Genomic DNA, 14,583 nt, shown 5'->3' with positions numbered 1-14,583 from the left:
TTAATCATTTTCAGTTAGCTCCTTAACCATTCTCTTGGCTTTATTTGCTCTTTTGTCTTGTAATTTTTTATAAATTGTATATAGAGTTTTATGGATTTTTACAAAAATATTTTAACAGTTACTAACCTTCATATTTCTTGAAAATAATTGTTGCATTATGTCCACCAAAACCGAGCGAGTTGCTTAATACAGCACGCACGTCTTGTTTGCGCGCAACGTTTGGCACATAATCTAAGTCGCATTCTGGATCTGGCGTTTCATAGTTAATTGTCGGCGGAATGACGCTATCGTAAATCGATAAAACGGAGAAAATCGCTTCGATCGCACCAGCTGCGCCAAGCAAATGACCAGTCATTGATTTTGTCGAGCTAACCGCTAATTTGTACGCATGTTCACCAAATACTTCTTTAATCGCCATCGTTTCATATTTATCGTTGTACTCTGTGCTCGTTCCGTGCGCGTTAATGTAATCGATGTCTTCTGGCTGCATATTCGCATCACAAAGCGCTTGGCGCATCGCGCGTACGCCGCCTTCTCCACCAGGTGCTGGCGCGGTAATATGATACGCATCGCCTGTTGCCCCATAGCCGACAATTTCTGCATAAATGCGCGCACCGCGTTTTAGCGCATGTTCTAGTTCTTCTAAAATGATAATGCCGGCCCCTTCGCCCATAATAAATCCGTCACGATGTTGATCGAACGGACGGCACGCTGTTTTTGGGTCGGGGTTAAACGAGAGCGCTTTTGCGGCGCTAAATCCTGCGAACGCCATATGCGTAATCGGTGCCTCTGTTCCGCCTGTAATCATCACATCGGCATCGCCACGTTCAATAACTTTAAACGCATCGCCAATCGAGTTCGTTCCTGTTGCGCAAGCAGTGACCGTACATGAGTTCATTCCTTTTGCGCCAAGCATAATCGACACTTGTCCTGCCGCCATATCTGGAATCATCATCGGAACGAAAAATGGGCTCACGCGACGATACCCTTTTTCTAAAAATGTCTTCAACTGTTCTTCGTACGTTTCCATCCCGCCGATGCCTGAACCGATCCATACGCCGACGCGTGCTGCGTTATCTTCTGTAATTTGTAAATTGGCATCTTTTACGGCCATCATCGAAGCCGCGACTGCATATTGCGTGAAGCGATCCATTTTGCGCGCTTCTTTTTTATCGATAAATTGTTCGACTTGAAAATCTTTCACTTCCGCTGCCACTTTTGCAGGAAAATCGTCCGCGTTTAATCGTGTGAGCGAACCGATGCCCGATTGTCCAGCAACGATATTTTTCCACGTCGTTTCAACGTCATTTCCTAACGGCGTCACTGCTCCTAACCCCGTGACAACCACTCGTCTTTTCGTCACCACACATCACTCCTTTGTTTCATCATACATCGTTATTTGCCCCAGCGCAACGCAATAGCGCCCCAAGTTAATCCGCCACCGAAACCGACCATAATAATTAAATCGCCATCTTGAATGCGCCCAGCTTCTACTTCTTCGACGAGCGAAATCGGAATGGATGCAGCGGATGTATTTCCGTATTTATTCACGGTAATCGACATACGGTCAACTGGTAGCTCTAACCGTTCACGCGCCGCTTCCATAATGCGAATGTTCGCTTGATGCGGAATTAAAAAGTCGACATCCGCTTTCGTCAACCCTGCTTTTTCTAATACACGAATGCAAGACTCCCCCATTTGACGCACGGCAAACTTAAATACTTCCCGTCCGTTCATGACGATGTAATCATCTTGATATAAATATTTTCCACCTGTTCCATCCGCGCCGAGCTCAAAAGACACAATGCCGTGCCCTTCTGAAACTTTTCCCATCACAACAGCGCCTGCTCCATCTCCAAACAACACCGCCGTGTTGCGATCTTCCCAATCGACAATTTTTGATAATTTTTCTACCCCGACAACGAGAACATATTTGTACGTGTCCGTTTCAATAAATTGTTTCGCTGTCACCATCGCATACATAAAGCCTGCGCATGCCGCGCTCACATCAAGTGCTGCTGCGCGCACCGCACCAAGCTTTTCTTGCAGCATACACGCAACAGACGGAAACGCGCGATCTGGTGTCACCGTTGCCACTAAAATCAAATCAATTTGCTCTGGAGAAATACCCGCATCATCAAGCGCGCGCTTTGCTGCAATATATGCCATATCGGACGTATCCATATCATCTGAAGCAATACGCCGTTCTTCAATGCCTGTTCTCGTCCGAATCCATTCATCAGACGTATCCATTTGTTGTTCTAATTGTTTATTCGTCACAATGCGTTCCGGCAAATATCGTCCAATTCCAATAATTCCTGCACTCACGGGAATATCGTCTCCTTTTATTATCAAACTTTATTACTTGGTACTAATTTTACTTTCTTTTTTCGTTTCGTGCAATAAAAAAATGAGGAGGCATTCCCCGCCTCACTCATTCGGCAATTTCCCTGTTTGTTTATATCGTTCAATTGCGTTTGTTATTTTTTGTTGGAACGATTTTTCAATAAGCGGGCTAAACGTGCCAAGCTCAATCACGCCGTCTTGAAAATCAACATATGTCGTTCCTGATGTCAACTCCCCTTTCATAAACTTTTTTGCAACAAGTTCATATAACGCATCGACATGTTGGACAGTGCTCGTCAGCACCGTACGTTCCCCTAAGTCTGCTTGATCTGTCACATAACCAATCGCATAAAGCCCATGTTCTTTCATTTTCTCAATAACTGGTACGCTAAATTTATCGCCAGCAGGATATACGACATCAACCCCGTCAGCGATCATTCGCTCAACAATGGCCATCGCTGTATCAATGTCATCCCAACTTTGCACATATTCTACATCAACGTCAACGTTTTTGTTTTCATATAACGCTCCTTCAAAAAAACCGTCCACTTCCGGCTGCCATTCAAACGCAGCAATAACACCGATTTTATTCGTTTTCGTCATATGCCCTGCGACCATACCACCAAAAAAGCCCATCGCATGCCCTTTGAAATGAAAACTCGTGACATTTTTCTTTTTCGCTTCTCCGTTAAAAAACACAAAATGGACATTTGGGTATTTATCTGCAATATCATAAAAATATTCGCCGTACTCGCTACCGTGTCCAAAAATTAAATTGACGCCTTTTCGATGAAATTGTTTTACCGCCTGTTTCGTGGCCGCTTTCGAGTTCACACCCTCCCGATAAAACACATCGACACGAAATTTCGCTTGAACGCGAAGCAAACCTTTATACCCTTTTGTTCCCCACACTTGATCATCAATCGTATCAGGAACAAGCAGCCCAACTTTTTGTACATTCCCTGATGAAAGCTCAGTCGGAGTGCAGGAAGATAAAAGAAAAATTAGTACAGAAATAAAAAATATATATTGCCTTATCAATATGCAACACTCCTTTTTCCGTTTCATCTCTTATTTTACTTGCTTTCTTTCTCATCGGTAAAGACAAAATCCCCATACGTATGGGGACTATACGTCACTATATTGCTCATAAAAGGAATCAATGGCCTGCGCAAACATATATGTTTTTTCCGGCAAATGATACGAAACCGGAACGTCAAACGCTTGAGCATATGCTCGTGCGTGGATCGTTGATGGATATGGGTTCACCCCTGATACTTGCCAAATTTTCATCGGCACAATCGGGGGACAAAGTGGTGGAAACCATCGCTCAACTTCTTCTTGTCCATATGCTTGTTTTAGTTGGCGCAACAGCCGTTTATAAAAAAATTTATGCTCTTTTTCATATTGCAGCTGTGCCTGTAAAGATAAACAAGGATTTAATAAAGCGATGGCGCGTATTTGGTTCCCCAATTCGTTCATTAATTGCAGGGCGACAAGTGCCCCCATTCCTTCTGCCAACACGTAAATGCGTTCATTTAAAATTTCCGTTTTCAATACGTAATGAATAAGCTGTTTCGCTAGTTTTACGGCTTTTGGACTTCCCCAATTGGCGCCGTACAAATGAGAATAAAAAATCGTATATCCATGTTGTAATAAGTCGTGTAACAACTTGTTTTTCCCAACATGTTGTATCCATAAGCTCGTCTTATCATCAACAAAATGAGATACATCTCCTAAAATAAGTAATGCAAATCCGTTCGGCCGCTCTGGAACATGAATCGCACACCATTGCTCGCTAAATTGGAAAAATCGTTGCTTCTCTGTCATAACCGTCCACCTTAAGCACATCATTGTACAATATATCGTATGCGATTTTCTTTTTCGTGTACTAGGCGTTGTCATTTTTCGTTTTCGCTCATCCATCATTTATGATAAGATAAAAAAAGAGCGTAAAGGAGGGAGTTACATGCGTATTTTTTGGACGTTTTTTTGGACGTTTTTACTAGTGAACATGGTGACATACGTCGTTAGCTCGATGATCGGGGACACGTACCATTTCGCAACAGGCACAACGTTATCAGTCATTGCAACCGTTCTCATTTTGTTGATTGCTCAACTCATTCCAAACGACCCTGTGCATCATTAAAAAAGGATAAACGGCATTTGTCCGTTTATCCTTTTTTTACGACGAATTCATCGCCTTCGATATCGATCGTAACGGTGCTGTAATCTCCAATATGTCCGGCAATGATTTCACGTGCAAGCTTTGTTTCAATATGTTTTTGAATGAATCGTTTTAATGGACGCGCACCATATACAGGATCAAACCCGTGTGTCGCAATGTACGTTTTCGCTTCGTCCGTTAATGTGACTGTCATATGACGTTCCGCTAATCGTTCTTCCAATTGTTTGATAAACTTCTCGACAATGTCTTTTACTTCGCGTACGGTTAACGGTTTAAATAATACAATATCGTCGATGCGGTTTAAAAACTCTGGACGGAAATGCATACGCAATTGTTTCAACACTTGTTCGCGGGCTTCTTCGTTTACCTCGCCATGCGCATCGACCGCTTCTAACAACGTATGCGATCCGATATTTGATGTCATAATGACGACTGTATTTTTAAAGTCGACCGTTCTTCCTTGTGAGTCCGTCATGCGACCGTCATCTAACATCTGCAGTAAAATGTTAAACACTTCTGGATGCGCTTTTTCAATTTCATCAAGCAAAATGACTGCATACGGTTTTCTGCGCACCGCTTCAGTTAGTTGCCCACCTTCTTCGTAGCCAACATATCCTGGAGGCGCTCCAATTAAACGCGACACCGCATGTTTTTCCATATATTCGGACATATCGATACGAATCATTTGTTGTTCACTATCAAAAAGCGCTTCCGCTAATGCCTTCGCCAGTTCTGTTTTTCCGACGCCTGTCGGACCGAGGAAGAGAAATGAACCGATCGGGCGATTCGGATCTTTCATGCCTGCACGCGCGCGTAACACCGCATCACTCACTAGTTCAACGGCTTCGTCTTGTCCGATGACGCGCTCATGTAAAATGTGTGAGAGTCGCAACAATTTTTCTCGTTCGCCTTCCACGAGCTTTGTCATCGGAATGCCCGTCCATTTCGACACAATCGTTGCAATTTCTTCTTCCGTCACTTCTTCACGCAACAATCGCCGCTCTTTTTCGCTTTGTTCGAGTTGTTTTAATTGTTTTTCAAGCTTCGGAATGCGTCCGTGGCGGAGTTCCGCCGCTTTATTTAAATCGTAATTGTTTTCTGCTTCTTCTAACTCGCGCTTTGCTTTTTCTAACTGCTCACGCAACGCGCGCACGTGTTGAATCGCTTCTTTTTCTTTTTCCCATTGCGCTTTCATCGCATTTGCTTTTTCGCGCAAATTTGCCAGCTCTTGCGATAACGCTTGCAAGCGCTGTTTGCTCGCTTCATCTTGTTCTTTTTTGAGCGCTGCTTCTTCAATTTCAAGCTGCATCATTTTTCGCATCACTTCATCTAATTCTGTCGGCATCGAATCAATTTCTGTTCGAATCATGGCGCACGCTTCATCAACTAAATCAATCGCTTTATCAGGTAAAAACCGATCGGAAATGTAACGGTCTGATAATGTCGCTGCTGCCACAAGCGCACCGTCATGGATGTTCACGCCATGATGAATTTCGAATCGCTCTTTTAATCCGCGCAAAATCGAAATCGTATCTTCGACCGTCGGCTCTTCGACGAGCACTTGTTGGAAACGACGTTCAAGCGCGGGGTCTTTTTCAATATATTGACGGTATTCATCAAGCGTCGTCGCCCCGATACAATGCAATTCCCCACGCGCAAGCATCGGCTTTAACATGTTGCCGGCATCCAATGCACCGTCTGTTCGTCCTGCCCCGACGATCGTATGCAGTTCGTCAATAAATAAAATAATGCGCCCTTCACTTTTCTTGATTTCATTTAATACTGCTTTTAACCGTTCCTCAAATTCTCCACGAAACTTCGCACCGGCAATGAGGGCGCTCATATCGAGCGCAAAAATCGTTTTATCTTTTAATCCTTCCGGCACGTCTTTTCGGACGATGCGTTGCGCGAGCCCTTCGACGATCGCTGTTTTACCGACACCAGGCTCACCAATCAACACAGGATTGTTTTTCGTCTTGCGTGATAAAATGCGAATAACACGCCGAATTTCGCTATCGCGACCGATGACCGGATCAATTTTCCCTGCTTTCACTTCTGCCACTAAATCGCGACCGTATTTTTGCAGTGCTTCATATGTAGCTTCTGGATTTGGACTAACCACGCGTTGATTCCCCCTTATTTCCATAATCGTTTGTAATAGCTTCTCTCGGTCAATACTATAACGCGACAAAATCGGTTGCACATCTTTGTCCGCAACGAGGGCAAGCAACAAGTGTTCAACAGATATATATTCATCATTCATTTGTTTCGCTTCTTGTTCTGCGCGCACAAGCCATTGTTGCAAACGACCTGTTACATATATTTTCCCTGCCTCTGAGCTCGCAATGACTTGCGGTTTTTTGTTCAGTTGCTTGTTCCATTCATCCATCAATTGAGAAACGGAAACGCCCATTTTTTCACAAATACGCCGAGCAAGCCCATCCTCTTGCTCAAAAAGCGCGATACATACATGTTCAACATCGACTTCTTGATGTTGCTTTTCCACCGCTAACGATTGAGCTCGCATGAGTGCTTCTTGCACTTTTTCCGTCATTTGTTGCATATTCATCACGTTCACCCCTTTGACTTTGACTTTATTTGACCTTTATCTATTACGTATTATAACGAGAAAGCCACCCTTATGCAAGGATGGCTTACGGCTTCGGAAAGTATGTCCAAATGCGGTTATGATTTGACGTTTCAGGGAAACGATCGCCTGCTTTTAGTTTTAATTTCTTCGGATTTTTTACTTGATCTCCTGTCTCACCAATTTCAATATATATACCGTTGTTTGGCGCTTTTTGCCCCGGGCGAAAATGTCTACTTTGCCCCATCCGTATCCCTCCTCACCGTCTCATCATTTTATAATATGTCCGTTTTGCTTCGTAAACATCATGAGAAATAACGGATGAACATCCAACTGTTACAGCAACGACACGAGTAGCGCTTTTTGTGCATGAAGGCGGTTGCCTGCTTGTTGGAAAATATATGAATGTGTCCCATCAATGATACCTTCCGTCACTTCTTCTCCGCGATGCGCTGGCAAGCAATGTAAAAAAATAAAATCTTGTTTCGCTTGTTGAACGAGCGCTTCATTTACTTGAAACGGGGTGAAAACGCGCATGCGCTCATTCGCTTCCGCTTCTTGCCCCATGCTTGCCCATACGTCTGTGTATACAACATCCGCATTCGCAACGGCTTCGTACGGATCGTTTGTGACAACGATGGTCGCTCCGTTTTCGCTGGCGATATGTTTTGCTTTTTTTACGATCGTTTCTTTCGGTTCATATCCTTTCGGTGAAGCAATGGCACAATCCATGCCTACTTTTGCCGCCGCAAGCATTAACGCATGTGCCATATTGTTTCCATCGCCAATGTAAGCAAGCTTTAACCCTTGTAGCTTACCCTTCACTTCATAAATCGTTAATAAATCAGCAAGCGCTTGACACGGATGATCGTCATCGGTCAACCCATTAATGACCGGAATCGTCGCATAATGAGCGAGCTCTTCTACTTTTTCATGCTCAAATGTGCGAATCATAATCGCATCAACATATTCCGATAATACGCGAGCTGTATCTGCAATCGTTTCTCCCCGCCCAATTTGCAAATCGCGGCTGCTTAAATGGAGCGCATGCCCGCCGAGTTGCACCATTCCCACTTCAAATGAGACACGCGTTCTCGTGGACGGTTTTTCAAAAATCATCGCCAACGTTTTGCCGCTTAGCGGCGTGTACCGTTCGCCGTCTTGTTGCTTTTCTTTTAATTCAAGCGCTAAATGAAGCAAATATTCAATTTCTTCTTTCGAATAATCCGATAATGTTAAAAAATCTTTCCCTTTTAATTGAATCGTTGCTGTCATATTCATTTTCTCACCACTTCACGTAATTTTTTTAACCAATCTTGAATCGAACAAACGGAAAAATGTTTTGTCGACCACGCTTGTAAAAATAAATGTGCGGTTTCTTCCTCCGTCAACACGAGCACATGTCGGGCGAGCGCCTGTTTTCTTCGCCATGCACTTTGTTCATCACGCATGAGGCTTACAAATGCGAGCGCTTCTTTTTTCTCCACCCATCGTTCGAACGGCTCATCTGTCACAATCGTTAGACCGTGGCGCTGCGCTTGTTCAATGAGCGATGTCGCATGTTCTGGCGCATCGACGTATATTTCGCACGCCCCTTTTTTCTTTATGAGGTATGGATAAAATGCTTTTAATGCAGCTTCTTCCACCGTTTTTGCGATGCTAATGCCTTCCCCTGTCGATTTCATTTCCGGTCCAACGAGCGGATCAACACGAGGCAATTTATATGTCGAAAATACCGGATACTTTAAGACAACATATGGGATAGAAACCGATTGTTTGACGTCTTCCGACAAATATTTCCCAAGCAATATGTTTGTCGCAAGTTGAACCATCGGCACACCTGTCGCTTTACTTACAATTGGAACGGTTCGACTGGCGCGGGGATTCACTTCTAATACGTACACTTCCCCGTCTCGTACAATAAACTGAACATTCATTAACCCTTTAAAATGAAGCTTTTTTGTGATGCGTTTCGCATAATCGATCATTTTTTCTTTTTCCTCTTCCGTAAACGATTGGGCAGGCAGCAACGCATAACTATCGCCAGAATGAACGCCCGTTTTTTCGACATGTTCAATGATCGTTGGCACGAACACGTCATATCCGTCGCAAACGGCGTCAAGCTCGCCTTCTTTTGCACGCATATATTCGTCAATTAATACAGGATATACAAGACCTTGCTCGACAAGCTCAGAAAGCTGTTGTTTATCGTAAACGATATGCATTCCACGTCCGCCAATGACGTACGATGGACGAAGTAATAGTGGATATCCAATTTCTTCTACTTTTATTCGTAGTTCTTCCTCATTGTTTGCCATCGTTCCTTTTACGTGTGGAATGTCAAGCGACTGAAGGAGCGCATAAAAACGTTCCCGATCTTCTAACTGATCGATCGTATCGCTATTCATGCCGATGATAGAAACGCCGAACCCTTCGAGCTTATTTGCTAAATTGATGGCCGTTTGACCGCCAAATTGCACGATAACCGCTTCGACGTTTTCGGCCTCTGCGACATTCAATACATCTTCAACGGTAAGCGGCTCAAAATATAAACGATCGGCAACGGTAAAATCGGTGCTCACCGTTTCTGGATTGTTGTTTATTAAAATGGCTTCATAGCCTGCTTGCTGCAGAGCGTACACACAATGAACGGAACTGTAATCAAATTCAACACCTTGCCCGATGCGAATCGGGCCTGAGCCGAGAATAAGCATTTTCGGTTTATCGCTCGTTTGTACTTCGCTTTCACCGAAATATGTCGAGTAGTAATACGATGTTTCTGCTGAAAATTCCGCTGCACACGTATCGACCATTTTATAAGCTGGTACAATGCCGTATGCTTTTCTTTTTTCCCGCACATCTTTTTCGTCCACGTTCCATATATAAGCTAAATACGCATCAGAAAAACCTTTTTCTTTTAGCATTCGAAATGTTTGCTCATCAATCGAATGAAGCGTCGTTTCTTTCGCCTGTTGTTCAAGCGCAATAAGCTGAGCAAAACGCGTTAAAAAATATAAGTCGATTTTCGTCCATTCGTGTATTTGTTCTGTCGCTATACCGCGGCGAAGCAGCTCGAGTATAGCGAAAAAGCGACGATCGTCCCCCATTTTCACGATATCCATTAACGACTTTGTCGGCTGTTTCGCAATTGTTGGTGAATATAAACCGATATGGTCTAACTCAAGTGAATGAAGCGCCTTTTGCAACGCTCGTTCGAAATTGCGGTCAATCGCCATCACTTCTCCTGTCGCTTTCATTTGTGTGCCGAGACGACGATCAGCAAACGGAAATTTATCAAACGGAAAACGCGGAAATTTCACGACGACGTAATCAAGCGCAGGTTCAAAGCTCGCATACGTATGTCCGGTCACTGGATTCACTAGTTCCACAAGCGTATAGCCGACCGCTAATTTCGCTGCCATTCTTGCTATCGGGTAACCTGTCGCTTTCGATGCGAGCGCAGATGATCGGCTCACACGCGGATTCACTTCAATTAAATAATATTTTTTACTTTTCGGATCGAGTGCAAATTGAATGTTACAACCTCCGACAACACCAAGCGCCGAAATAATTTTAATGGCAGCTGAGCGCAACATATGATATTCGACATCCGTCAACGTTTGCGACGGAGCAACGACGATCGAATCACCGGTATGAATGCCAACCGGATCAATATTTTCCATATTACAAATCGTAATGCACGTATTTGTATGATCGCGCATCACTTCATATTCAATTTCTTTAAAACCAGCGACGCTTCGTTCCACTAAACATTGCGTAATCGGACTTTCATGCAACCCTTTCGCCACAATGTCAACGAGTTCATCCATCGTTTTGGCGATTCCGCCACCTGTTCCCCCGAGCGTATACGCTGGGCGAACGATGATTGGAAACCCGATTCGTTTTGCAAATTGCACGGCTTCTTCAACTGTCGTCACAATTTCGCTTTCTGGCACCGGCTCGTTTAATTCATACATTAACGCCCGAAACGCTTCACGGTCTTCGCCACGTTTAATCGATTCGATCGGTGTGCCGAGCAAGCGGACATTATACTTTTGTAAAATACCTTGTTCATGTAAAGCGAACGCTAAATTCAGTCCCGTCTGCCCGCCAAGCGTCGCTAATAGTCCATCGGGTCGCTCTTTTGCGATAATTTTTTCCATGCTTTCTACCGTCAGCGGCTCAAAATATACCGCATCCGCATGCACTTCATCCGTCATAATTGTCGCTGGATTGTTGTTAACTAAAATGACGCGATACCCTTCTTCTTTTAGCGCTAAACACCCTTGCGTTCCTGAATAGTCAAACTCCGCTGCTTGCCCGATGACGATCGGACCAGAACCGATCACAAGAATCGAGCGTAACGTTGTATCTTTAGGCATACACTCTCTCCTTCCTTGCTGCTTTCATCATGTCAACAAATTCAGCAAAAATAAATTGCGTATCGTTTGGTCCAGGATGCGCTTCCGGATGATATTGCACACATAAAATCGGCTTCGTTTCATGGGCGACACCTTCCACCGAACCGTCATTGACGTTAATAAAACGAATGGAAAGCGGCGTATGCGCTAAACTTCCTGCCTTCACCACATAGCCGTGGTTTTGCGAAGTCATAAACACTTTTTTCGTTCTCGCATCATATACCGGCTGATTTGCTCCGCGATGCCCAAACGGCAATTTTTCCGTATCTCCACCATAAGCAAGCGACACGAGCTGATGTCCAAGACAAATCGCCAGCGTTGGGTAACGTTCAATGACCGATAAAATGTTCGGCAAATGATGTGACAGCTGTTTTGGATCCCCCGGTCCGTTTGATAACAACACCCCATCAGGCTCGAGTTGTCCGACCGTTTGTAACGTCGTATTGTACGGAACGACGGTCACGCGACAGCCATGCTCGATTAGCGACTGAACGATTGATTTTTTGTAGCCAAAGTCAAATAAAACAACATGCATATAACCTTCTCCATACATTCGTATGTCCGATGTGCTCACGAGCGGAACAGGTGCTTGTTCCTCCATATGCACGATCGCTTGTCGATTCGTTGAAATGACGGCAGGCATCGCTCCATGTTCACGAATTTGTTTCACAACCGCTCGCGTATCCACGTGAGTGAGAAGCGGAACGTTCCATTTTTGCAAATATTGTTTGAAACTATATGTCGCTTCGTAATGATATCCCGTTTCTTCTGCTTCATAAACGACAACTGCTTTGACATGCGGCTGTTTGCTTTCAAAATCAACTTCGTTAATGCCATAATTTCCGATCAGTGGGTACGTAAAAACGATGATTTGATTTTTATACGACGGATCTGTTAACACTTCTTGATACCCTGTCATCCCTGTAAAAAAAACAACTTCCCCCGCAATATCTCCCGTCCATGCCGTTTCCAATTTTCCGGAAAACATTTTGCCGTTTTGTAAATGTAAATACGCCTCCATGTTCACACCCCAAACGAATGTTTATTAAGTAAAAAGAATTTTTATTCATTTATACGTATAAAAAATCGCGTTCATATGACGTTAACGCTTCTTGTAATATATTTATCGCTTCATCAAGTTCCTCTTTCGTCACGATGAGCGGTGGCAATAAACGAATGACGTTCGATCCCGCTGCTAAAGCGAGCAACCCTTTTTCATGAATATGCGGCAAAATGTTTGCGACTAGTTCGCTACATACGATGCCGATCATTAACCCTAAACCGCGCACATCTTGAACGATATGAACGTCTTTTAATTGCTCGGCTAATTTATTCTTAAAATACATTCCTTTTTCCTTTACTTCTTGTAAAAACGACGGCTGAGTGACAATCTCGAGCGTCGCTTTCGCCGCCGCCATCGCCAAAGCGTTTCCGCCAAACGTTGAGCCGTGCACTCCGACGCTAAACGTTGGTACGACATGTTTCTTTCCGATCATCGCCCCGACAGGAAAGCCGCTCCCTAATCCTTTTGCGACGGTAATGATATCAGGGGAAAGATCGAACTGCTCATAAGCAAACAACGTTCCTGTTCGTCCGATGCCTGTTTGTACTTCGTCAACAATGAACAACGCACCATACATTTGACAAAGCTGCTCGGCTGCCTGCAAAAATGACTTTTCCCCGACAACAACACCGCCTTCGCCTTGCACGACTTCAACCATGACAGCTGCCACCGTTTCATCCATTTCCCGCTCAAGCGCAGCGATATCATTAAACGGCACGTACGTAAACGTCGGCAACAACGGGCCGAATCCATCGTGAATTTTCGCTTGCCCGGTCGCTGTCATCGTCGCAAACGTTCGACCGTGAAACGACTGTTCGCATGTAATGATTTTAGAACGTCCCGTATGTTTGCGTGCAAGCTTGATTGCCGCCTCGTTCGCTTCCGCACCGCTATTGCAAAAAAACACCGCGTCACCAACAGAATGTTGAATAAGAAGGGAAGCAACTTGTTCTTGAATGGGAAGATGAAATAAATTCGATACGTGCCATACTTCGTTTAACTGCGCTTCTAACGCTTGTTGCACAGCAGGATGACGGTGACCAAGATTGCATACCGCAATGCCTGCGACAAAATCAAGATATTGTGTTCCGCCTGTCGCGATCACTTTCGTCCCTTCTGCTTTTGCAATCGTAATCGGAAACCGTTGATACGTTGGAAAAATCATACGTACACCTCTTTCTTTATCATCGTTCCATGCCACGTTCCTTCTTTATAAAATGGAACTTTTCCACTCACAATAGCGACTTCGTTGACTGAGTTGAGCGCATGAACAGCCGCTTTCACTTTCGGAATCATTCCTCCTGAAATCGTTCCATCTGCAATCATCGCTTCAATCATTTGAGCTGTCGCTTCTTTCACAACTTCCCCGTTGTTTAAAATGCCAGCGACGTCTGTGACAAAAACGAGTTTGTCAGCCGAAAGCGCCTGTGCAATCGCCGCTGCTGCGGTATCTGCGTTAATGTTATACGTTTGCCCGCGTTCATCCACGCCGATCGGCGCAATGACGGGCACGTATCCGTGACGCAACAACGTATGCACAATCTTTGCATGAACGTGTACGACTTCCCCTACATAGCCGAGCGTTTGTACGTCGATTGGTTTCGCTTGCAACAAACGATCATCGACACCGGACAAACCGACGGCGCGAATGTCGTTCGCTTGTAACAGCGAGACGAGCGTTTTGTTCACCTTTCCGTTTAATACCATTTCGACAACGTCTAACACGTCTTTTGTCGTTTTTCGTAATCCGTTTACAAATTCAGACGGAATGTTGAGCGCATGTAACAACTGTCCAATATCTGGTCCACCGCCATGCACGATGACAACATCAAGCCCGCTGTTTCTTAGTTGTTGCACGCTCGTAAAAAATGATGGGGATAACTCATGAAGCACGCTGCCCCCGCATTTGATGACAATCACATCCATCCGTTACAGAAAACTTACAAAACTTTATAAATAATCTATTCATTATTTATAA

12 protein-coding genes are annotated in these 14,583 nt (G+C 44.3%); 1 reads left to right on the top strand and 11 read right to left on the bottom strand.

What is annotated here, in order from left to right; all coding sequences use genetic code 11:
* Positions 1–121: 121 nt before the first annotated feature.
* The 4 genes from fabF to ACYQY7_RS12310 form a co-directional block, all read right to left on the bottom strand.
* The gene (gene fabF, locus ACYQY7_RS12325; protein WP_461202458.1) at positions 122–1,363 is read right to left on the bottom strand and encodes a beta-ketoacyl-ACP synthase II; all 1,242 of its coding nucleotides are present in this window, start codon (positions 1,361–1,363) and stop codon (positions 122–124) included.
* A 32-nt stretch (positions 1,364–1,395) separates the two neighbouring features.
* Positions 1,396–2,328 carry a beta-ketoacyl-ACP synthase III gene (locus tag ACYQY7_RS12320; protein WP_461202456.1) on the bottom strand — a complete coding sequence of 311 codons (933 nt, stop codon included), beginning with the start codon at positions 2,326–2,328 and terminating at the stop codon, positions 1,396–1,398.
* A 102-nt stretch (positions 2,329–2,430) separates the two neighbouring features.
* A complete protein-coding gene (locus ACYQY7_RS12315; RefSeq protein WP_461202454.1) occupies positions 2,431–3,414 on the bottom strand; it encodes a BMP family ABC transporter substrate-binding protein in 984 nt (327 codons plus the stop codon).
* A gap of 60 nt (positions 3,415–3,474) precedes the next feature.
* Positions 3,475–4,176 carry a hypothetical protein gene (locus tag ACYQY7_RS12310; RefSeq protein ID WP_461202452.1) on the bottom strand — a complete coding sequence of 234 codons (702 nt, stop codon included), beginning with the start codon at positions 4,174–4,176 and terminating at the stop codon, positions 3,475–3,477.
* Between the two features lie 139 nt (positions 4,177–4,315).
* On the opposite strand from ACYQY7_RS12310, the gene ACYQY7_RS12305 reads away from it, so the two are divergent.
* On the top strand, positions 4,316–4,495 hold the full coding sequence (locus ACYQY7_RS12305; protein ID WP_461202450.1) for a YjzD family protein: 180 nt from the start codon (positions 4,316–4,318) through the stop codon (positions 4,493–4,495).
* A gap of 25 nt (positions 4,496–4,520) precedes the next feature.
* Here the strand turns inward: ACYQY7_RS12305 and clpB are convergent, their stop codons facing one another.
* The 7 genes from clpB to argB form a co-directional block, all read right to left on the bottom strand.
* The gene (gene clpB / locus ACYQY7_RS12300) at positions 4,521–7,103 is read right to left on the bottom strand and encodes an ATP-dependent chaperone ClpB (protein WP_461202448.1); all 2,583 of its coding nucleotides are present in this window, start codon (positions 7,101–7,103) and stop codon (positions 4,521–4,523) included.
* An 85-nt stretch (positions 7,104–7,188) separates the two neighbouring features.
* Entirely contained in the window at positions 7,189–7,368 is a 180-nt protein-coding gene (locus tag ACYQY7_RS12295; protein ID WP_003395421.1) for a YjzC family protein, read from the bottom strand.
* Between the two features lie 89 nt (positions 7,369–7,457).
* A complete protein-coding gene (argF, locus tag ACYQY7_RS12290; RefSeq protein ID WP_461202446.1) occupies positions 7,458–8,402 on the bottom strand; it encodes an ornithine carbamoyltransferase in 945 nt (314 codons plus the stop codon).
* Positions 8,399–11,503 carry a carbamoyl phosphate synthase large subunit gene (locus tag ACYQY7_RS12285; protein WP_461202444.1) on the bottom strand — a complete coding sequence of 1,035 codons (3,105 nt, stop codon included), beginning with the start codon at positions 11,501–11,503 and terminating at the stop codon, positions 8,399–8,401. Before ACYQY7_RS12285 ends, argF begins: the two co-directional genes overlap by 4 nt.
* Positions 11,496–12,563 carry a carbamoyl phosphate synthase small subunit gene (locus ACYQY7_RS12280; protein ID WP_461202443.1) on the bottom strand — a complete coding sequence of 356 codons (1,068 nt, stop codon included), beginning with the start codon at positions 12,561–12,563 and terminating at the stop codon, positions 11,496–11,498. Before ACYQY7_RS12280 ends, ACYQY7_RS12285 begins: the two co-directional genes overlap by 8 nt.
* 49 nt (positions 12,564–12,612) lie before the next feature.
* Positions 12,613–13,770 (bottom strand): acetylornithine transaminase, encoded by a 1,158-nt coding sequence (locus tag ACYQY7_RS12275; protein ID WP_461202441.1) that lies wholly within the window; start codon positions 13,768–13,770, stop codon positions 12,613–12,615.
* Positions 13,767–14,531, bottom strand: coding sequence for an acetylglutamate kinase (gene argB, locus ACYQY7_RS12270; protein ID WP_461202440.1), 765 nt, complete (start codon positions 14,529–14,531; stop codon positions 13,767–13,769). Before argB ends, ACYQY7_RS12275 begins: the two co-directional genes overlap by 4 nt.
* Positions 14,532–14,583 lie beyond the last annotated feature (52 nt).

The organism is Anoxybacillus sp. TBDG-1, from assembly GCF_054815885.1.
Note: the sequence above shows the minus strand (reverse complement) of the source record. Positions and strands in the feature narration are given on the sequence as shown.